Genomic DNA, 20,973 nt, shown 5'->3' with positions numbered 1-20,973 from the left:
GGCAAAAAAAAGGTTGCATCAATAAGTTTGCAGAGTATAGTGCGCATCCACGGACGCGGGGTGGAGCAGCCTGGTAGCTCGTCGGGCTCATAACCCGAAGGTCGTCGGTTCAAATCCGGCCCCCGCAACCAATTAAAATGTGAAGAAAAAAGTTTACATGACGGAAGTGTAAACAAGACGGACGCGGGGTGGAGCAGCCTGGTAGCTCGTCGGGCTCATAACCCGAAGGTCGTCGGTTCAAATCCGGCCCCCGCAACCAACACAATAAACACCTTAACGGGTGTTTTTTTGTTTCTGCGGTTCGCAAAAGAAAATGGCGCTTTTCAGCGCCATGCTGTTATCCCCTTCTCGCCAGCGTCGCGCCATCCGCGAAGTAGGCTTTAATCCCTGCCAGAATCGACTCTGCCACTTCCTGCTGGAATTTCGCCGTCTTCAGCTTACGCTCCTCTTCCACGTTACTGATAAACGCGGTTTCTACCAGAATTGACGGAATATCCGGCGCTTTCAGTACCGCGAAGCCGGCCTGCTCAACCTGATTTTTATGCAGATTGTTGATATTACCAAGCTTGTTGAGCACCGCTTTGCCAAACTTCAGGCTGTCGTTAATGGTTAACGACTGCACCATATCGAACATGGTGTGATCCAGATAGCGATCGCCGCTCTTGCTCACCCCGCCGATTAAGTCCGACGCGTTCTGCGTCTCCGCCAGATATTTCGCGGCGGTACTGGTCGCCCCTTTGGTCGATAGCGCAAAGACGGAAGAACCGCTCGGCTGGCGGCTGCTGAAAGCATCAGCGTGAATCGACACAAACAGGTCAGCGCGCTGTTTTTGCGCCTTGGCAACGCGCACTTTCAACGGAATAAACACATCCTCGTTGCGCGTCATATAGGCTTTCATATTGCTCTCTTTCTCGATCAGCGCATGCAGCCGACGCGCGATTTGCAGCACCACATCTTTTTCCCGGGTGCGATATTTCCCCATCGCCCCCGGATCTTCACCGCCGTGACCGGGATCGAGCATGATCACAATCGGCCTGTCACGCCCGGCTTTCCCCGGCTTCGGGCCGCTCTCTGCGGGCGGCACCTGCTGCTCAAGGTCGCCTTTGTTGTACTCTTCAAGCAGCGCCAGTAGCGGATCCTGCACATCTTTCGCATTGGCCGGGTAGAGATCCATCACCAGACGCTCTTTAAAACCGGCCACCGGCGCCAGCGCAAACAGCTGCGGCTTCACGTCCTGTTTCAGCTCAAACACCATGCGCACGGTCTGCGGATCGAACTGCCCTACCCGCGCGGATTTGATATAAGGATCGTCGCCACGGATCTGCGCGCCCATGCCTTTTAACACGGAGTTAAGATGCACACCTTCAAGATCCACCACCAGCCGGTCGGGGTTACTCAACGCGAACTGCTTATATTTGACGACATGGTTCGATTCCACCGTCACGCGCGTATAGCTTGACGCTGGCCAGACGCGAACCGCCACCACCTGGCTGACTGCAGCCAGACCAATTTGGCTCACACTTAATAACCACATGGCCCCCGCGCCTTTTAAAAATCTGCGGCGACTCAGCGCTGATTGACTTCCCGACATGCTTCTCCCGAGCAATTTTTATATACGTAATAATATTCGTCAAAATTGACGGAAAACTTTAACCAATGATGCATAAACTGTCATCTATTAAAGGGTAAACATATGTCTGACCGCGGGCTGCGGCGAGGAACATTTGTTACACGACCACAAAATTTGCACTTGCACGCGACGGCAGAAAAGAATAAAAATACACAATTTACGAATAATCATGCATTGAGGACAGGCCGTGGTAAAAGAGCGTAGAACCGAACTGGTGCAGGGATTTCGCCACTCCGTTCCCTATATTAATGCCCACCGTGGCAAGACGTTTGTCATTATGCTCGGCGGTGAAGCCATTGAGCATGAAAACTTTTCCAGTATTGTCAATGACATCGGCCTGCTGCACAGTCTGGGTATCCGGCTGGTGGTGGTCTACGGCGCGCGTCCGCAGATCGACGCAAATCTCGCCGAACACAACCATGAGCCGATTTACCACAAACATACCCGCGTTACCGACGCGAAAACGCTTGAACTGGTTAAGCAAGCCGCCGGGTTGTTGCAACTGGACATCACCGCGCGTTTGTCGATGAGCCTCAACAATACCCCGCTGCAAGGCGCACATATTAATGTCGTTAGCGGTAATTTTATTATCTCTCAGCCGTTGGGTGTGGATGATGGTGTCGACTACTGCCACAGCGGCCGTATTCGTCGCATTGACGAAGAGGCGATTCACCGCCAGCTTGCCAGCGGCGCGATTGTGCTGATGGGGCCGGTGGCAGTTTCGGTCACAGGCGAAAGTTTTAACCTGACCTCGGAAGAGATCGCCACTCAGCTTGCTATCAAACTGAAAGCGGAAAAGATGATCGGCTTTTGTTCATCGCAAGGCGTGATGAACGATGAGGGCGAAATCGTTTCTGAGCTATTCCCGAATGAAGCGCAGGCGCGCGTCGAGACACTGGAAGCGCGTGGCGATTATCACTCCGGCACCGTGCGTTTCCTGCGTGGCGCGGTCAAAGCCTGCCGCAGCGGCGTACGCCGCAGCCACTTAATCAGCTACCAGGAAGATGGCGCATTGTTGCAGGAACTCTTCTCGCGCGACGGTATCGGTACGCAAATTGTCATGGAGAGCGCCGAACAGATCCGCCGCGCCACGATCAACGATATCGGCGGGATCCTGGAGCTTATCCGCCCGCTGGAACAGCAAGGGATCCTGGTGCGCCGCTCGCGCGAACAGCTGGAAATGGAGATCGACAAGTTCACGATTATCGAACGCGATAACCTGACCATCGCCTGTGCGGCACTGTATCCCTTCCCGGAAGAGAAAATCGGTGAGATGGCCTGTGTCGCGGTTCATCCCGATTACCGCAGCTCATCGCGCGGGGAAGTGCTGCTGGAGCGCATTGCCGCTCAGGCGAAGCAAATGGGGCTGAGCAAACTGTTTGTGCTGACGACCCGCAGCATTCACTGGTTCCAGGAGCGCGGTTTCACGCCGGTGGATATTGATTCCCTGCCGGAAACCAAAAAAGAGATGTACAACTACCAGCGCCGGTCAAAAGTGCTGATGGCCGATCTCACCTGAGCTTTCGCCCCCGCCTTCTGCGGGGGCTTTTACATCCGTGAACGAAAGAGTGAATCCAGCCCGCTGCGCCGTTCGGTGCGGGTCGCAATCGCCTGCCCCAGCACGCGTTCGTCGGCATAGACCGACAAGCGATTACGGGCGCGGGTAATCGCGGTGTAAACCAATTCACGCGTTATCACTGGCGCAATCTGTCCCGGCAGGATCAGCGCAGCATGATCAAACTCCGAACCCTGCGATTTATGTACCGTCATCGCCCACGCGGTGTCATGTTCCGGCAAGCGGCTTGGCAACACCGGTTTGATCTCGCCATCCGGCATCGGGAACCAGACGCGGATCCCCTGCCCTTGATCCAGCGCGATGCCGATGTCGCCGTTAAACAACCCCAGCGCCGAATCGTTACGTGAAATCATCACCGGTCGCCCGTGATACCAGCGCGAATGCGCCAGCCGGGTAATCTGGTGCTGACGCACCAGCGCCAGCTCCAGCCGCTCATTCAGCCCGCTGACGCCAAACGGCCCTTCACGCAAGGCGCAGAGCAGCTGGTATTCGCCAAAGGCGGCAATCACCTCTTTCGGCCCGGCGTGGCTTCTCACCAATGAGAGAAAGCGCGCATAACCCGCTAGCGCATCGTCAATCATGCCCTGATACTCTTCGGCGCTGCTCAGGGGCTTACGCTCAATGTCCGCAAACCCCTGGCTGAATACCGCTTGCATCGCGCGTTTATCGCCCCGGTTGACGGCGGCGGCGAGCTGGCCAATCCCGGAATCACTGCCAAAGCGGTAGCTTTTTTGCAGCAAACAGAGGCAGTCACGCAAGCTGCCTGCCTCCGCGATACCTTCGGGAACCGGAGCGCCTGTCAGACGCGACAATTGCGCTGCGCGTTCAGCGCTATATCCGGCATTGACCCACGCGCAGATATCACCCAGCACCGCGCCAGCTTCCACCGAGGCCAGTTGATCGCGATCGCCAAGGAAAATCACCCGCGCCCGCGAAGGCAGCGCATCGATTAACCGCGACATCATAGGTAAATCAATCATGGACGCTTCATCGACGACCAGCACATCCAGATGTAACGGGTTGCCAGCGTGATGACGCATGCGCTGGCTGCCGGGCTGCGCGCCAAGCAACCGGTGCAGCGTGCTGGCCTCATCCGGCAGCATCGCTTTTTGTCGGGCATCCAGTTGCAACTGGCGTAGCGCACTGCCCAGCGATTCGGTCAGGCGCGCGGCGGCTTTCCCGGTTGGCGCGGCAAGGCAAATACGGCACTTGTCGCCGTCCACCGTCTGCACCAGCGCCGCGAGCAGTTTCGCCACAGTCGTGGTTTTTCCGGTTCCCGGGCCACCGGAAATCACCGAAATCCGCCGGGTAAGCGCCACGGCGGCGGCCACTTTTTGCCAGTTGATTTCCGTTCCCAACGAGGAGGGAAATAGCCCCTCCAGCGTCTGCGCCATTCGCGTTTCATCGATATCCTGCAATGGTGCCTGTGCGGCAAAAAACGCGGCAACCCGCCGCTCGTGGCACCACATACGGTTCAGGTAGAGGCGGGAATCGGTAAGGATCATCGGCGTAGCGGCTTCACATTCGCTCACTGCGGGCGAACTCAGCAAGACGTTACGCCAGTCATCCGGGTTGCCTGCAAGGGCGAATAACTCGCTAAACAGCAGCGAGTCTTTGCCGTATGTCTCTGGTGTAAGACGCGCGAGTGGCAGGCATACGTGCCCTTCACCGGTGTCATGGCTTAACAACGCCGCAGCCAGCATCACGGCGGGTTCCTGCTCCGTGGCGACCGTCAGCGCAAACTGCACATCCAGCGCGCGCAGCAGCTTCTGCTCCACCGCAACTTGTAGCAAACTTTGCATACTCATGGCGCAACCTCCGGCACAACGCCTGCGAACAGGTCGTCCATTTGTGTAATCAATTCAACATCAGGCCGGATAGTGAAAATCCCCTGTTGCGGATTTTGCGCATCCACACCACGCAGGAACAGATAAATCACGCCACCAAAATGGTGTTCGTAGTCATATCCTGTAATGCGATGGCGCAAAAAGCGGTGCAACGCCAGGCTGTAAAGCTGGTACTGCAAGTCGTAGCGGTGCGACTGCATCGCCGCCGCCATGGCTGCTTGCGTGTAGGCTTCAGCGCTCTCGCCCAGCCAGTTGGATTTGTAATCCAGCAGGTAATAACGCCCGTTGTGGCGAAACACCAGGTCGATAAACCCTTTCAACATGCCGCGCACATCGCGAAAATCGAGCGGCGGGCAGCCAGCCGATAGCGGATCATAACGCCGGATGAGTTCATCCAGCGCCTCCGCGCTCAGCGTGGCGCTAATCGGCAGGTAAAACTCCATTTCCACCTGTTTTTCTTTATTCGTCAGTTGGCTCAGAGAAATGCCCGTTTGCGCCAGCGGCACATGCAGCACGATTTCCAGCCAGCGGCTTAGCACCGGCTGCCAGTGTGCTTCGTAACCGCCCGCCAGCAATTTCTCTGCAACCCAGGCGTCAGCGACCGGCTGCGTAAAATCCAGGTCTTCAAACAAGCTATGCAAAAATGTTCCCGGCGCCGCGCCGCGTGGAAACTGGTGCGGCGTTAATACTGGCTCTTGCAACGCCTCTCGCTCTCCGGCTGCGTCAATATCCAGACGCGGTAGCAGCTCCTGAGCGATGCCATGAGCACGCTGCTGCAATCCGGAATAGCTGGTGACACGCCAGTCATCGCTGATGCGCCGCGTGATTTCGCGCACGCTCAGCGTCGGTGGTTCCATTTGCGGCAGTTGCCAGCGCCCGGCGTCCGGCATTGACGGGATGCAAAGGGCAATATCGTCATTGCACAGTTGCTGCAAAACGTTACGCAACGCGGCGGCATCCAGCGCTTCGCCTTTCTGCAGAAGCCGCCCCAGAGCGCTCTGGTGAAAATCACTGGCTCCGGTTTTTTCGCCACGACGACGAAACAGTGGGGCAACGCCTAAGCTGCAATGCCAGACCGAACGCGTCAACGCCACGTACAGCAAACGCAGGTCTTCGGCCAGACGCTCCGCTTCCGCCAGCGCGACGCTCTCTTCAGCATGGCTGAGATCGAGCACGGCGGCAAAGGAGTCGCGATCGTGGTAAAAGCCCTGATCCTGAATGCGGAAATTAGCGATAAACGGCAGCCAGACCAGCGGATACTCCAGCCCTTTCGATTTGTGGATGGTGACAATCTGCACCAGGTGTTTATCACTCTCCAGCCGCAGTTGCTCGCTTGATGCATTAGCGTTCGGTTCGGCAATACGCTGCGCCAGCCAGCGGGTAAGCGCATGTTCACTTTCCAGTTGCGTACCTGCTTCCTGCAACAACTCGCTGATGTGCAGGATATCCGTCAGCCGTCGTTCACCGCCGGGGGTTGCCAGTAAGTTTTCCGCCACATGTCGCGCGCTCATCAGTCTGCGCAACATCGCCATCACACCGCGTTTTTGCCACAGCTCGCGATAGCCAGAAAACTCTTCAACAATCTCATCCCACGCCAGCTCATTCTGGTTGAGCGCATCAATATCCGGCGCGGTAAGCCCCAGCAAGGATGTCGCCAACGCACTGCGCAGCGTACTTTCGCGCTCTGGTGCAAGCACCGCCTGCAACAGCCACAGCAACTCCTGTGCTTCCGGTGTTTCAAAAACGCTGTCGCGGTTGGAAAGGTACACAGATGGAATATTCAGTAACGTCAGCGCATCGCGGATAAGCGAGGCTTCATGGCGACTGCGCACCAGCACGGTAATATCCGACGCTTTTACTGGCCGCGCGTTTTCCCCTTCATACAGCAGCGCTTCGCCCCGCAGCCCGGCACTCAGCCAGTCGCGGATTTGTGCTGCGCATAACTGCGCCATGAATCCTTGATAATCCCCGACGCTTACGCCGTCGCCCTCCATCAGCCACAGCTTCATCGCCGGCTGCGTTTCCCCCTGATACGCAAAGCGTAAGCCTGCGTTTTTGGCGGCTGCTTTTACCGGCAGGAACGGGATTTGACGGAACATGAAAGCGTCGTCCATCCGGCTGAAGAGCTGGTTGACGCTGGCAATCATGCCTGGCGACGAGCGCCAGTTGGTATCCAGCGTATAGCGGGCGCTCACTTCATCGCGCGCTTTCATATAGGTGAAAATATCCGCGCCGCGAAACGCGTAAATGGCCTGTTTTGGGTCGCCAATCAGCAACAGACCGCAATCCGGCTGTTTCAGCCAGATGCGGCTAAAAATACGGTACTGCTGCGGGTCGGTATCCTGAAATTCATCGATCATCGCAACCGGGAAACGGGCGCGTATTGCCGCGGCCAATGCTTCGCCGTTCGGGCTTCGCAGGGCATCATCAAGGCGGCTGAGCATATCGTCAAAGCCCAGTTCGCCGCGCCGGCGTTTCTCTTTTGCCACCGTTTCACGGATCTCTCGCATCGCGCTGGTCAGCACCAGATCGTTAAGCGTCAGAGACTGCGCCAGCAAGTTTTCAATGGCGACGAAAAGCGGGTGTTCTGGCACAACGCCGTCAGGTTTTGTGCGTTCAATAAGAAAGGACTGAGTGAATTTTTCCAGCGCGTCCGGCAACAGGTAACTGCGGGTCTCTTCCTGCGCCCAGGTGGAGATTTTCTCGATCCACTTCGCCTGGTTGCCACGGTTAAATTTACGCCGGTCAATACCGGAGTTTTCGAGCAGTGGCTCGATTTCATTAACGCAAGCGCTCCACTGACGTTTCACCTCGCCAATCTGCGCAATAATTTGCTGATGGCGCGAGGCCAGCGTTTCGTCTGCCGCTGGCGGCGTTTTGATTTGCGGCGCTTCCCCTTGCAGATAGCGGTCGATCGCTTTGAGCAGATCCTGCGGACCTTTCCACGAAGCATGGATAACTTCAGCAATTTCACGCGTCAACGGATAGCAGTGGCGACGCCAGAAATCCGCACAGGCCTGATAACGCAGCAGCGACTCATCTTCCAGCAGTTGCAGTTCAAACAGCATGCCGGATTCGAAGGCATTCAGACTCAGCATGCGCTGGCAAAAACCGTGGATCGTAAAGATTGCCGCTTCGTCCATTTGCCGCTCTGCCAACAGCAACCAGTGCGCCGCCTCTTGCTTATCGGCAATCTCGTCCAGCAGACGCGCATACAGCGGGTTATCAGTCGTTTCGCGCAGGCAAGCAATGCGCAACTCATGGATGTTACTGCGAATGCGGCCACGCAGCTCTTCTGTCGCGGCCTCGGTGAAAGTCACCACCAGCAGTTCTTCAACGCTCAGTGGGCGCGGGTAGGCGGCGCTGCCGCCTAACCCTAATAGCAGCCGCAAATAGAGCGCGGCAATGGTAAAGGTTTTACCGGTACCCGCCGAGGCTTCAATCAGGCGCTCGCCGGTGAGCGGCAAGCGCAGGGGATCAAGGGTCTCAGCGGTCGTTTCTCTCATCTTTCTCGGTCATCTTCGGTAAGGTTTGCTGCAACGCGCTGGTGCTATCCCAGACCTTCCAACCCTGCGGGCGAGCATAATCTGCTTTCCCGCTCTGGCTACCGGAGATCTGCGACAGGATCGCCATACCTTGTGGCTCTACCACCGCCTGATGGAAGAAATCGGCAAGTTTTTGCGGCGTCAGCAGTTTTATCTGAGCGACTACTTTATCACGCGAATCGAAGCGCATATTGCCACGATCGAAATCTTTGCTGAGTTTGGAAGCTTCTTCACCTAATGTTTGCGGCGCTTGCGTAAGTTGCGCGATGACGCCCTGCTGAAGCTGCGCGAACTCTTCCGGCTTCATTGCCCGTAATTTCGCTTCTGCGGTGGGGAAGAAAGCCTTGTAGCGCTCCCAGAGATAGGCTGGCTGTTTGTCATTGCTTTGCAACAAGAACCCCATGCCCCACTGGCGACCTACGCTCATTGGGAAGGCGAACACGGCGTAACCCAGTTGTTCTTCCGTGCGCAGTTGGTTATAGAACCACGGCTGCACGATTTGCCCTAACATGGCGCTGTATGCCGAACTGCTGAACTCATCAAAACCGGTGGGTACAAACACCGCCGCGAGTGCGGAGTCCGTGCTGTTGCCCGCTTTTTCAAAGCTCACATTCTGCTGCTTATCTACCACGACGTTCTGGTTTCGGCACCATACCGTACCGTTCGCGCCAAGCTGTTTTTGCACGTCATGAGCGAGGTCTTTCGTCTGCTGTTCGCTCAGGTTACCCACCACCAGGAATTCCGGACGCGCATTACTTTTCAACGCATCGCGGTAGTGCAAAATATCCTGCAAGGTAATAGATGGCAGTAACGCGCGGCGCTCTTCACGCTGGAAATAAGGCACCTGCGACAACATCTGGATCGGCATGATTGCCTGATCGAACGCTTTGCCTTTTTCGGCGGAGTCCATCATCTGTGTATACCAGGATTTGGCCTGGGCAAGCTGTTCTTCCGTCGGCGTATAGCTGAAATACCCGGCCAGCAGCGCCTGGAAAAGCTGCGGCAAACGCTGGGTATACCCGTTGGCGTTAAGCATTAAACCGTTATTGGCATTGGTGGAAAAACTGATGCCACCGACCGCCGCCTGATTACTGAGCTGATCGAGTGCCAGCCCCGCCAGATAGTCATTAAGAGCAAATATCACCTGGCTTTTCGCGCTATCCATCGCCTGCGGGTTACGCAGCACTACGCTCACATCCGCTTTGGGCTCGCTGGCGAAATATTGGCTTGGCATATACACCACGCGCAACGTCGGCTCATCGACAATCAGTTCAGGGTGTTCGTACTGCTTCGCCGGTTTTATCAGCGTGAAGTCGTCCGGAATGTAGGGATTCAACTCCGGAAATTTCAGCGCGATACGGCTCTGGCGCGTCTGCCAGTCGGCATAGGTTTCCGGCGTGATCTTATTCACCTGGTAAGGCGCTTCAACAAAATAGGCCGTTTTATTGTGCGGTTCATCCGGGCTGATGTACCAGATACGCGCATTTTGCGGCGTCATCTCATCAAGACGCGCCTGCACCGCTTTGGCATCGAACCGATCGGCAATGTTCACCGAGTCCAGCGTATGGGCGACAGGCACGCGGATCATTGTGTCCGCCAGCCACTCGACGTAATCCATATCGCGGGTAATAGAGGGATAGCGGAAATCGAGATTGAGAATATGTGCCAGCTCGTCGAAATAACGCTTATCAACGCCCTTTTCGCGCAACAGTTGCAGGTAGCTGAAAATGGCGGCCACGACTTCGTCACGATTGGCCTGACCTTTATCGGTCAACGTTGCGGATATGGCTAGCACACCGCTGTTGCCATTCACCACCGGATCAGAATCACCGCGAATACCTTCAACCAACCCCTGACTTTGTAACCAGTCCGAGAGCGTGCCCGGGCTGCGGTTGCCAATCAAATAGGTGATAAGCTCGTCCGTTTTGCTACGGAAGGCGGCGGTATTGTTATCAATACGAAACTCCACACGTAGTACTTTACGCGGCACCGCCGGGACATAGTGGATGATGATGCCTTTCTGCGCGTCGGTCACCACGGGAACCGTGATGTCCGGCTTGTCGATATTCTTATTCGGTACACGGCCATACGTTTCGACGGCAATTTTCGCCAGATCAGCTAATGGACGATTACTGTAGATCACCGCCTTCATCAGGTTGGCCGAGTAGTATTTATCGCGAAACGCCAGCAATGCGGCATGAACAGGGCTGCCGGGCTTATCGCTCAGGGTTTCAAGGTTACCGCCGGAGAAGCGCGCGCCGGGGTGTGCCGGGTTGATGGTTTCCGCGCTGACCTGCGCCATACGCATACCGTCACGGGTGCGGGCCATTGTCAGCTCGGCGTTGACCGCGTTGCGCTCGCGTTCACCATATTTTTTATCCAGCATGGGAGCGGCAATGGCATCAGCTAAACGGTCAACAGCCCCTTCCAGCGCATTGTTCTCCACTTCCAGATAATAAGCGGTGCGATAAGGCGCGGTGCTGGCATTGTGGCTGCCACCATGCAGCTTAAGGAATTCGGCCAGGCTATCAGGCTGCGGGTATTTTTTCGAACCCATCAGTGTCATGTGCTCAAGATAATGAGCAAGGCCGGGGTGCGCATCCGGATCTTCCAGCGAGCCGACCGGCACCACCAGCGCAGAGAGCGATTTGACCGCCTGCGCGTCGGACACCAGCAACACGACCATACCGTTATCAAGGCGTATCGCCTGATATTGCCGGGTATCTTTGTCGCTCTTACGGATAGTTTCCTGAACAGGTTGCCAACCGTTGTCTGCTTGACTGAATGAAGCCCAGAGGGCAAAAAACAGGACAAAAACTTTGAACCAGGTGCTGCGGGGCATTCACGAACCTCATCATTAACTTTTCCGGCTCGCCCAGGGAGAATCGAGAAAGCCGGGTAAACCTGTGCTGGCTGAGCCAGCACTCTTGTTATATCAGTCCGTGACCGTCGCGCATGATAATGGATGCAACCATTTCGCGCAATTTTTATACAATCAATCGGACTGGTTGTGTCGATAAAGCGGTAACAGAAAACGCTGCGCTTGTTCGGTAATTTCAGCGTAATACTCAGGTTCAAGGGTTCGCCACAGGCGCTGATACCAGACATCATCGCCTTCACCACGCACCACCATATTGCCTTCGTACGCCTGCAGAAATTTACTCTGCGCTTTTTGTAACGTCTCTTCGTCCTTTAACATGGCATCATTTGCCGCGTCATAACAGACTTTTATCCACGCGCCGCCGCTTTCCGGCAATAACAGAAGCGGTTTCACCATGCCTTCCCGATAGCCTTCAATCAGCGTTGCCAGATATTCCAGCGCCTTATCAGCAGGTAGCGGGGGAAAACACCATTCGCCCTCTTTGCGAACGAACAAGCGGCTGGTGCCGGTGCAGCCGTTGGCACAATAGACAAGATGTTCCAGCCAAAGTTGCAAACCTTGGGAAACGCTCAACAAGGCTGGACGCCAGCGCAATAGCCCGTCTGGCTGCACACGCGGCAGCCATCCGGTGAGATGAACGCCTGCGCAATGGAGGTCAATTTCGAGGCTGTCAGAAGGCTGGCGATATGCAATAACGCGGTTAGCCAGCTCCTGCATCTCCTGACATTGAGTTTCCCAGATAATTTCACCAAACGCCCCATAAGGCAGTACGCCAGCCGCGCGGTAGCGGCGAAACAGCTTCTCTGCGTCTTGCTCTTCGACCAGCGTATTTAATATCTCCTGATTGACCTGGTAACGGCTCAGGCCATCAAGGATAAACGGCTCAGCATCCGGGATTTCACTCTCCTCCGGACGGAAATTAACGCGCAGGCGCATCTGGAAAAAGGCACGCACCGGATGCGCCCAAAAACGCTGAAGCTGATCAAAAGTGAGCGTTTCAAGCGGCACGTCATCGAGTGCCTGAATAAACTCCGCATGCGCCTGCCCCTGTAAACTCGCGGCCGGTAGCCAGTCACGGACATAACTTTGCCACTCATCAGCCGTATAGTTTGCCGGATCAAACGGCATACGCGTATGCAGATGCGTAATATGTGCCTTTACCCGCTTCTCGCTTTCATCGCAATTAAGCAAGGCATCGCCTGGTAAGTAGTGGCTCTGTCCAATGTAATCCACCAGCTCCTGCACCAACACCGAGGGAAAGCGCTCTTTGTTATCCTGGATAGACCGGCCGATGTAGCTGATATAGAGCTGCTGTTGCGCTGAGTTAAGCGCTTCGAGGAACAAATAGCGGTCATCATCCCGACGGCTGCGGTCACCACGCTGTGGCTTCTGGCTCATCAGGTCAAACCCCAGCGGAGGCAGCGCACGCGGGTAGACACCATCATTCATGCCCAGCAGACAGACCACTTTGAAAGGAATAGAGCGCATCGGCATCAGGGTACAGATATTCACAGGCCCCGCGAGGAAACGCTGACTTATACGCTCCTGATCGAGGCGCTGAGCCAGCTCGTCACGCAGTAGTGAAAGCGGGATCGCGTCGTGGTAATTGGCGCCAACACCCTGCGCGATAATGTCCTGCCACTGCTGTTCAATCAGCGCCAGCGCGGCTTCGGTGTCCTGGTCTGGCAGGAAAAAGTCATTAAGCATGTCGCGACAAACCGGGAGCCACTCTTCCAGCGGTCGCGCCTCAGACAAGCCACGACGCCAGATATTAAGCTGCATCAATAGCTCCGCCAGGTGGCCGACTAATTCCGCGATAAGCCCGCTGGATTCGTCATACGGTAAAATCGACTGCCACTCCCCCTGGCGGCTTTCCATTGCATAACCGAGCAGCATTCGCGTCAGGCCAAATTGCCAGGTGTGCTGCCCGGTCGGGGGTAATTCAAGCTCGCGAACGTTGTCGTCGTCCATTCCCCAGCGAATGCCGGACTCATTGACCCATAAACGCAGGTAACGCAGCCCCTCTTCATTGATGTTGAAACGCGCCGCCAGCACCGGAACATCCAGCAGCGCCAGCACATCTTCACTCACAAAGCGGCTGTCAGGCAGGGAAAGCAAACTGATAAAGGCCTGCAGCGCCGGATGAGCCTGCCGCGCGCGGCGGTCGGAAATAGCATAGGGAAGATAACGTTCACCCGTGGCACTACCGAAAACCGCCTGAATATACGGGCTGTAGCTGTCGATATCGGCGACCATGACCACGATATCGCGAGGCGTCAGTTCAGGATCCTCTTCCAGCATCGTTAGCAGTCGGTCATGCAGGATCTCGACTTCTCGCTGCGGGCTGTGGCAGATATGCACCGTTACGCTGCGATCGTTGGGATCAAGCAGCCGTTTTTTGTCACTGCGGGAAAACTCTTCTGCCGTTACGCCCGCCACCGCACCATTTTGCAGTTCCAGGATATCGTACTTCAGATTTTGCAGCAGTGAGCCGGGCGTAATGTCGACGAAAGCATCCAGCTCTTCATAGCGCTCCATGCCCGCCAGCAGGAAAATGTTGTCCCGCCCCAGCTTGCCCCACGAAGCCAGCAAAGGGTTGCCAACATCCTGCTCGCCATCAGCATTAAACAGACCTTCGGCGTTTTGTGTATCACGGAACAGGGGAAACTGTCGGTTTTCCCGGTGATGCCGACGATTACGGGTGATCAGTTTCGCCAGAAATGCCGGATCTTTAATGTCGCCCCAGTAGTAACGGCAGGGATTCGTAAATAAAAGATGGACATCAATATGCTTACCCAGCGCCTGAAGCGCTTGCAAATAGATGGGCGGCAGCGCGGAAATCCCACAAATAAAGACGCGCGAAGGCAAACCGGCGGGCCGCTGCTCAGCCGATTCAAGCTTATCGATAAAACGCTGGTAGAGATTGGCGCGGTGCCAGTGTGGCTGCCCCAGCGCGGCGGTATGTTCCACCAATGCACGCCACAGCGGTGCTTGCCAGCGCTGCGCTTCATCCAGCCCGTCGATCTGTTCACCCGCTTCCCATCGCGTCAGCCACTCAGGGCGGTAAACCAGATATTGATCGTAGAGATCCGCCACGCGTGAAGAGAGCTGGAAGAGTTTACGCTTGTCATCGTCATCATTCAGATAATGGCGCAGCATGGTGAACGCCTCTTGCTCCAGCATGCCGGGCAGCAGAGACATCAGCTTCCAGCTCATACTCTGTTTGTTAAACGCGCTCTCTTTGGGGATTCCGTCCAGTACGGTGACGAACATCTCCCAGATAAAGCTCGCGGGCAGCGGGAAGGTAATATTGGCGGCAATGCTGAACTTCTGTGCGAGCGTCATTTGCAGCCATTGCGCCATGCCGGTGCTCTGTACCAGCACAACTTCAGGCTCAAAGGGATCGTCGAGCCTGTTATGCTCAACAATAAACTCCATCAATGCTTCCAGCACATCCAGACGATTGGAGTGGTAGACCCGTAACATAAGCGCTCCTGACTACTGACTGTTCGGGCAAAATAATCGCGTCATTTGCCCCTGCCTGCCCGCTGGCGAACTCACGGTAACGTTGATGCTGACACATCCCCCGGTGGTTGTCTGCCCCCGCTGAATCTGCCAGCCTGGCGGTAACGATGATACTTCGGGTTGCGCCTGTTCCCAGGCGTAGCGCCATAGCTGTCGCCACTGGCTGGTGGATACAAACCCCGAGACCAGCGCACGATGATAACCGCCAAGTGCGGTAACAACCATCACCATTAACAACATAGCCAGCAGAACTTCGGTAAGGCTAAAGCCCCGTTGTTTGTTTACGGCAACCGGCATAGCGCTTCCTCTTTCAGCGGACAAAAATCACTCCAGCCATGAGGCAAAAAACGCACCTGCGTCCCCTCCACACGCCCCAGATGCCACAGCGTTGCTTCAGCATTTGCGACAATCAGCAGCGCAGTCCCATCGGTAAAAACGCGTAAGCAGCTTCGAACATTTTGCCCGGCGCTTTGCTGGCACTGCTGCGCGGGCTGAGCAGGCCAGGTTTGATGACGCGCCCACTCCATGGCTGAGGAGATTTCCGCAGCATTACGTATCCCCTGGTTTTCATTATTCACGCGCCAGATATGGCTGCTCAATTGCAGGTTTAAGCCGTGCAACATCAGGCTACCCAGCAGCAATAACAACAATACCAGCCCCAGTGACGACATCCCTCGTTGCCGGTTCATAAGTTGTATCCGGTCACGCTTAAATCAGCGGTAAAGGGTTGCCCGACATTCCCCGGAACACGCGCCGTGAGTGTGATCGCGAGCTGCGGTGCAAACCCCGGCGTCTGACGCTGAGCGACATGAAAACGCTCAATGCTCATTTGGGCAGGATCGGTGATTTTTTCCCAGCCCCGGCCACTGCAAGATGTTGCTCCACGCATGATTTCGAGTGCGCCACTTTGCAGCCGAAATCCGGTTTGTTCCGGTTCGCTGCTTCCCGATGACTCCCAACGCCCATTGCTGTTGGCGTCCCACTGAGCAATAACACAATCGCCGCTACTACTGATAACCAGCGGCTGGCCGCTACAGCTACCATTGCAATATCCCGCTCGCTGGAGATGTTTTGCGATGCCACGCAGTTGCAGCCAGAGATCGTCTTCCACCGTCTGGATACGCGTGTGCTGCGTTACCGCCAGCTGTAGCGCCGGTAAAAAACGGGCGGACGCCAGTAACAGCACGCTGCCGATTGCCATCGCCAGCACGGTTTCCAACAGTGAAAACCCTTTTTGCCTGTCTAACATAGATTCTCCGCTGATGGCTGACACATTCTGATCCTGCCCCATGCCGAAACCACCACTCGCCACTCCCCTGCACTGCTACGCAGCCGAATATTGCCAGGCCAGGCGGTGTTGCGCAGTCCAAAGAACCCCAGCGAAGGTGTCACATCAACCAGCGTGACGTCAGGCCAGCGAGGCTGCAGTGAGAAAGCATTCTGCGCAGCGCAGTTTTGCGACGGCGAATTCACCAGACACCAGCGTTCGCCTTCGCGAATGCCGTACACCAGCTGCGAACGGTTGTGCCAGTTGGCATCATCGCGCAGACGTTCAAGCAAATGCCGCACCTGCAACGCGGTTTGCCACAGCCGCTGCTGCGCCTGCCAACTCTGCCAGCCAGAGATTCCCGCTCCGCTCAGGATAACAATCAGCACCATTGCGACGAGGGTTTCAATCAGGGTGAAGCCATCTTCTTTTTTCATGGTGGCAGTGTGTCGTTAGCATGCATTCAGATCGAGGGGCAAACAGAGAGGTTACGAGGCGGTACGAAAGAAATGCGTCACGTTGCAGTGAGTTGCAGGCGGGGTGGAAGGAGGGCCGAAGAAGCGATTATCAGATAAAAAAAACCGGTACGTTGCCGCACCGGTTATGACATGTTGTTAGCAATCAGATTGCGACAGGCGCTTTGATGGCCGGATGCGGATCGTAGCCTTCGATTTCGAAGTCTTCGAAACGGTAGTCAAACAGCGAATCAGGCTTACGCTTGATAACCAGTTTCGGCAGCGCACGCGGTTCACGGCTTAATTGCAGACGCGTTTGTTCCAGATGATTGCTGTAAAGGTGGGTGTCGCCACCGGTCCAGACAAAATCGCCCGGTTGCAAATCGCACTGTTGAGCCATCATATGCACCAGCAGCGCATAGCTGGCGATGTTGAACGGCAGACCAAGGAACACATCGCAGGAACGTTGGTAGAGCTGGCAGGAGAGCTTGCCGTCCGCCACGTAGAACTGGAAGAACGCATGGCAAGGAGCCAGCGCCATTTTGTCCAGCTCACCTACGTTCCACGCGGAAACAATAATACGACGTGAATCCGGGTCGTTTTTCAGTTGGTTAATCACTGTTGTGATCTGATCGATATGGCGGCCGTCAGGCGTAGGCCACGCGCGCCACTGTTTGCCGTAAACCGGGCCAAGATTGCCCTCTTCGTCGGCCCATTCGTCCCAAATGGTAACTTTGTTTTCGCGCAGATAGGCAATATTGGTGTCGCCCTGCAGGAACCACAGCAGCTCATGAATAATTGAACGCAAATGGCAGCGCTTGGTGGTCACCAGCGGAAAGCCGTCCTGCAGATTAAAACGCATCTGATGGCCAAAAATAGACAGCGTGCCTGTCCCGGTGCGGTCGTTTTTCGGGGTGCCTTCATTCAGCACCTTTTGCATCAATTCTAAATACTGTTTCATGGTTCCTCAGGAAACGTGTTGCGGCGAACGATGGCGGTACGCCCAAATCATCATGATTGCGCCAGCAACGATCATCGGAATGGAGAGGATCTGCCCCATGCTGATGTATTGCACCCACTCGCCGGTAAATTGCGCGTCGGGCTGGCGGAAGAACTCAACGATGATACGGAACGCGCCGTAGCCAATCAGGAACAAGCCGGAGACCGCGCCCGTCGGGCGAGGTTTGCGAATAAACAAGTTAAGGATGATAAACAGCACAACGCCTTCCAGCGCCAGTTCGTAAAGCTGAGACATATGGCGCGGCAACATGCCGTAAGTATCAAACAGAGATTGCCACTCCGGATGTGAAGGCAGCAGCGCCATATCTTCCGCGCGTGAACCAGGGAACAGCATGGTATAGGGGAATGACGGATCAACGCGTCCCCACAGCTCACCGTTGATAAAGTTACCCAGGCGCCCTGCGCCAAGGCCAAACGGGATCAGCGGAGCAATAAAATCGGAAACCTGGAAGAAGCTGCGTTTTGTGCGTCTGGCGAAAATAACCATCACCACAATCACGCCAATCAAACCGCCGTGGAAGGACATCCCCCCGTCCCATACGCGGAACAGATAAAGCGGGTCGTCCAGGAAAACCGGGAAGTTGTAGAACAGCACATAGCCGAGACGGCCGCCGAGGAAAACACCGAGAAAGCCCGCGTAAAGCAAGTTTTCCACTTCGTTTTTTGTCCAGCCACTGCCCGGACGATTCGCACGGCGCGTCGCCAGCCACATCGCAAAAACGAAGCCCACCAGGTACATTAATCCGTACCAGTGGAGAGAAACTGGTCCAATGGAAAAAATCACCGGATCAAAGTCCGGAAAATGCAGATAGCCACTGTTCATCTGTCACCACAACTTGTTGTTATTCCGCCGAAAGTGGACAGCGGTTCACCTACGCGACCGCAATTGCTGGCCGCTCCAAAGCTGCGAATCATAGCATAAGGCACCGCGAGCGGGTGGCGGCGAAGTTGTAAAAGTTATGTATATGCCTGAGCCAGCTAAATTCCGCCGCGAATCAGGCCGCCCAGCCCACGCCGTTCCATAAATGCGGCGATTTGATGGCGTACTTCGGTCGCTAGTTGCGCATCCAGCGTACGTCTCGCCAGCGTTTGCGCCTCTTCACAATCAATGCGGCGCAGCAAATATTTAATGCGCGCCACTGATCGTCCGTTCATGGATAGATGGCGGTACCCCAGACCAATAAGCACGGCGACGCACATCGGATCACCGGCCATTTCGCCGCACAGACGGATATCAATGCCTAACCGTTCTGATTCATCGGCAATCATCGCCAGCGCCCGTAGCACCGCCGGGTGCAAGCTGTCGTACATATTTGCCACGCGGGTATTGTTACGATCAACCGCCAGGATGTATTGCGTCAGATCGTTGGTGCCAATCGAGATAAAATCAACGCGGTTCGCCAGGTGCGACAGCATAAACACCATTGACGGCACTTCCAGCATCACCCCAATACGTGGCTTAGGGATGGCGTAACCGATCATCTCTTCCACTTCGCGCCCGGCGCGCTCAATTAGTCTGCGCGCTTCATCGATTTCGTCGATGCTAGTGATCATCGGCAACAGAATGCTGAGATTCCCGGTAGCCGCATTGGCGCGCAGCATGGCGCGCACCTGCACCAGGAAAATTTCCGGCTGGTCGAGGGTAATCCGAATGCCGCGCCAGCCAAGGCAAGGGTTCTCTTCGCTGATGGGCATATAAGGCAATTGTTTATCCGCACCGACATCCAGCGTACGCAGCGTCACGGGCTTATCGTTAAACATCTGCAACATGCCCTGATATTGCGCCACCTGTTCCTCTTCGGACGGGAAACCGCTTTGCAACATAAACGGAATTTCGGTGCGATAAAGCCCAATACCGTCGATGCGGCTGCCAAGTTTCTCTTCATGTTCCGGGCTTAAACCCGCGTTCAGCATCACTTTCACCCGCTCGCCGCTTTTTAGCTGCGCAGCCAGGTTCACATCATCTTCGGCAAGGCGGCTGAGTTCATTCTCTTCGCTGATAAGCCGCTGGTATTCCTGCAACAGCACCGGTTCAGGATCCACCAACAACTCGCCGCGATAACCGTCCACCACCAACATACGACGTTGCAGCACGGCGGGCTGAATATCCGCCCCCATTACCGTCGGGATGCCAAGCGCGCGCACCATAATTGCCGCGTGCGAGTTTGACGCACCATCGCGCACCACCACGCCCGCCAGCCTGTCGTGCGGCAACTCCGCAAGCGTAGTGGCGGAGAGTTCCTCGGCAACGAGGATAAAGCGCTCTGGCCAGCTGTTTGGCCCGGAAATGGAGTCATCGAGGTGGAATAACAAACGCTGGCCCAGCGTGCGCAAATCGCCTGAGCGTTCTTTCAGGTAGCCATCGCTAAGCGCTGCGAACTGTTCAGCAAAACTTTCAATAACGGTTTTTACCGCCCATTCGGCCACCACGCCCCTGTCGACTTCTTCAAACAGCTCACGGCGCAGGCGTGCGTCGGAAAGCAGGTGCGAATAGAGATCGAAAATTGCCGCCGTCTCTTTTTGCGCTCCGGCGGCGAAACGTTTGCTGTAGCGGCGAAATTCATTGGCAGCTTCTTCCAGAGCGGCCGTGAGCCTTTCGCGCTCAAGCGAGGTATCAAGGGTCGAGGCCGGATAAACCTGCTCCATTAACGGCAGTGTTTCATCGACCCAACCTTCAGCGATAGCGACACCCGGCGCTGCCGGTAAGGCGCGAATTCGTGTCTGCCGATACTGACCAAACAGCGCGTTTAATTGTGACTGGGAGAGAATGGCCGCCATCTGGGTGGCAAGTGTAACCAGAAAGGACTCTTCGCTTTCATCGTACTGGCGTAGCTCGCGCTGTTGTACCACCAGCACACCAAGCAATTGACGGCGCTGAATAATAGGTACGCCAAGAAAAGCGCGAAAGCGCTCTTCTTTAACAGCGGGGATATATTTAAAACTGGGGTGTTTTTGCGCATCCGCCAGGTTGATGGGTTCCGCCAGCCTGCCTACCAGACCGACTATCCCTTGATCGAATGCGAGCGTGACGGTGCGACCACGCGGCTTTTTTAAACCGCGCGTCGCCATCAGGTAATAACAACGCCGGTCGTGATCTGCGAGATAGACCGAGCACACTTCGGTTTCCATCGCCAGACAAACGTCGGTAACCAATATTTCCAGCGCTTCGTTAAGGCGTGGCGCGCTGGCGACTTTCTCAACTATTTCTCGCAGTCGGGTGAGCATAA

General features: G+C 55.8%; 13 protein-coding genes and 2 tRNA genes. 3 read left to right on the top strand and 12 right to left on the bottom strand.

Annotation, left to right across the window (positions count from 1 at the left end; translation table 11 throughout):
* Window positions 1-54 precede the first annotated feature (54 nt).
* Together C813_RS27350 and C813_RS27345 are read left to right on the top strand one after the other, a co-directional pair.
* Window positions 55-131, top strand: a tRNA-Met gene (locus tag C813_RS27350).
* Window positions 132-182: 51 nt separating this feature from the next.
* A tRNA-Met gene (locus tag C813_RS27345) sits at window positions 183-259 on the top strand.
* A gap of 78 nt (window positions 260-337) precedes the next feature.
* On the opposite strand, the gene amiC is transcribed toward C813_RS27345, so the two are convergent.
* A complete protein-coding gene (gene amiC / locus C813_RS27340) occupies window positions 338-1,591 on the bottom strand; it encodes an N-acetylmuramoyl-L-alanine amidase AmiC (protein WP_017457697.1) in 1,254 nt (417 codons plus the stop codon).
* 226 nt (window positions 1,592-1,817) lie between these two features.
* Here amiC and argA point away from each other — a divergent pair, with 226 nt between their 5' ends.
* Entirely contained in the window at window positions 1,818-3,149 is a 1,332-nt protein-coding gene (gene argA / locus C813_RS27335) for an amino-acid N-acetyltransferase (protein ID WP_017457696.1), read from the top strand.
* Window positions 3,150-3,178: 29 nt separating this feature from the next.
* Here argA and recD read toward each other — a convergent pair whose 3' ends face one another.
* The 11 genes from recD to ptsP form a co-directional block, all read right to left on the bottom strand.
* A complete protein-coding gene (recD, locus tag C813_RS27330) occupies window positions 3,179-5,014 on the bottom strand; it encodes an exodeoxyribonuclease V subunit alpha (protein ID WP_017457695.1) in 1,836 nt (611 codons plus the stop codon).
* Window positions 5,011-8,559: an exodeoxyribonuclease V subunit beta gene (gene recB / locus C813_RS27325; RefSeq protein ID WP_017457694.1), complete on the bottom strand. Its 3,549-nt coding sequence runs from the start codon at window positions 8,557-8,559 to the stop codon at window positions 5,011-5,013. The genes recD and recB overlap by 4 nt, the downstream gene beginning before the upstream one ends.
* On the bottom strand, window positions 8,540-11,440 hold the full coding sequence (gene ptrA / locus C813_RS27320) for a pitrilysin (RefSeq protein ID WP_017457693.1): 2,901 nt from the start codon (window positions 11,438-11,440) through the stop codon (window positions 8,540-8,542). The genes recB and ptrA overlap by 20 nt, the downstream gene beginning before the upstream one ends.
* Before the next feature lie 153 nt (window positions 11,441-11,593).
* Window positions 11,594-14,965, bottom strand: a complete 3,372-nt coding sequence (gene recC, locus C813_RS27315) for an exodeoxyribonuclease V subunit gamma (protein ID WP_017457692.1) — start codon at window positions 14,963-14,965, stop codon at window positions 11,594-11,596.
* 12 nt (window positions 14,966-14,977) lie between these two features.
* A complete protein-coding gene (locus C813_RS27310) occupies window positions 14,978-15,301 on the bottom strand; it encodes a prepilin-type N-terminal cleavage/methylation domain-containing protein (RefSeq protein WP_017457691.1) in 324 nt (107 codons plus the stop codon).
* Window positions 15,286-15,693, bottom strand: a complete 408-nt coding sequence (locus C813_RS27305; protein WP_017457690.1) for a DUF2509 family protein — start codon at window positions 15,691-15,693, stop codon at window positions 15,286-15,288. Before C813_RS27305 ends, C813_RS27310 begins: the two co-directional genes overlap by 16 nt.
* Entirely contained in the window at window positions 15,690-16,253 is a 564-nt protein-coding gene (locus C813_RS27300) for a prepilin peptidase-dependent protein (RefSeq protein ID WP_017457689.1), read from the bottom strand. Before C813_RS27300 ends, C813_RS27305 begins: the two co-directional genes overlap by 4 nt.
* The gene (locus C813_RS27295) at window positions 16,247-16,708 is read right to left on the bottom strand and encodes a prepilin peptidase-dependent protein (protein WP_017457688.1); all 462 of its coding nucleotides are present in this window, start codon (window positions 16,706-16,708) and stop codon (window positions 16,247-16,249) included. Before C813_RS27295 ends, C813_RS27300 begins: the two co-directional genes overlap by 7 nt.
* A 184-nt stretch (window positions 16,709-16,892) precedes the next feature.
* The gene (thyA, locus tag C813_RS27290) at window positions 16,893-17,687 is read right to left on the bottom strand and encodes a thymidylate synthase (protein WP_017457687.1); all 795 of its coding nucleotides are present in this window, start codon (window positions 17,685-17,687) and stop codon (window positions 16,893-16,895) included.
* Window positions 17,688-17,693: 6 nt separating this feature from the next.
* Window positions 17,694-18,569, bottom strand: coding sequence for a prolipoprotein diacylglyceryl transferase (gene lgt, locus C813_RS27285; protein ID WP_017457686.1), 876 nt, complete (start codon window positions 18,567-18,569; stop codon window positions 17,694-17,696).
* A 155-nt stretch (window positions 18,570-18,724) separates the two neighbouring features.
* Window positions 18,725-20,971, bottom strand: coding sequence for a phosphoenolpyruvate--protein phosphotransferase (ptsP, locus tag C813_RS27280; RefSeq protein ID WP_017457685.1), 2,247 nt, complete (start codon window positions 20,969-20,971; stop codon window positions 18,725-18,727).
* Between the last annotated feature and the right edge of the window lie 2 nt (window positions 20,972-20,973).

Origin of the sequence: Kosakonia sacchari SP1 (assembly GCF_000300455.3) — a bacterium.
In the GTDB taxonomy this organism is placed as follows: Bacteria; Pseudomonadota; Gammaproteobacteria; order Enterobacterales; family Enterobacteriaceae; genus Kosakonia; species Kosakonia sacchari.
Note: the sequence above shows the minus strand (reverse complement) of the source record. Positions and strands in the feature narration are given on the sequence as shown.

Bases quoted from the DNA above. Each gene is read 5' to 3' on its own strand.
- thyA (WP_017457687.1), bottom strand. From the start codon at position 17,687: ATGAAACAGTATTTAGAATTGATGCAAAAGGTGCTGAATGAAGGCACC.
- ptrA (WP_017457693.1), bottom strand. From the start codon at position 11,440: ATGCCCCGCAGCACCTGGTTCAAAGTTTTTGTCCTGTTTTTTGCCCTC.
- ptsP (WP_017457685.1), bottom strand. From the start codon at position 20,971: ATGCTCACCCGACTGCGAGAAATAGTTGAGAAAGTCGCCAGCGCGCCA.
- amiC (WP_017457697.1), bottom strand. From the start codon at position 1,591: ATGTCGGGAAGTCAATCAGCGCTGAGTCGCCGCAGATTTTTAAAAGGC.
- recB (WP_017457694.1), bottom strand. From the start codon at position 8,559: ATGAGAGAAACGACCGCTGAGACCCTTGATCCCCTGCGCTTGCCGCTC.
- recC (WP_017457692.1), bottom strand. From the start codon at position 14,965: ATGTTACGGGTCTACCACTCCAATCGTCTGGATGTGCTGGAAGCATTG.
- C813_RS27295 (WP_017457688.1), bottom strand. From the start codon at position 16,708: ATGAAAAAAGAAGATGGCTTCACCCTGATTGAAACCCTCGTCGCAATG.
- lgt (WP_017457686.1), bottom strand. From the start codon at position 18,569: ATGAACAGTGGCTATCTGCATTTTCCGGACTTTGATCCGGTGATTTTT.
- recD (WP_017457695.1), bottom strand. From the start codon at position 5,014: ATGAGTATGCAAAGTTTGCTACAAGTTGCGGTGGAGCAGAAGCTGCTG.
- C813_RS27305 (WP_017457690.1), bottom strand. From the start codon at position 15,693: ATGAACCGGCAACGAGGGATGTCGTCACTGGGGCTGGTATTGTTGTTA.
- C813_RS27310 (WP_017457691.1), bottom strand. From the start codon at position 15,301: ATGCCGGTTGCCGTAAACAAACAACGGGGCTTTAGCCTTACCGAAGTT.
- C813_RS27300 (WP_017457689.1), bottom strand. From the start codon at position 16,253: ATGTTAGACAGGCAAAAAGGGTTTTCACTGTTGGAAACCGTGCTGGCG.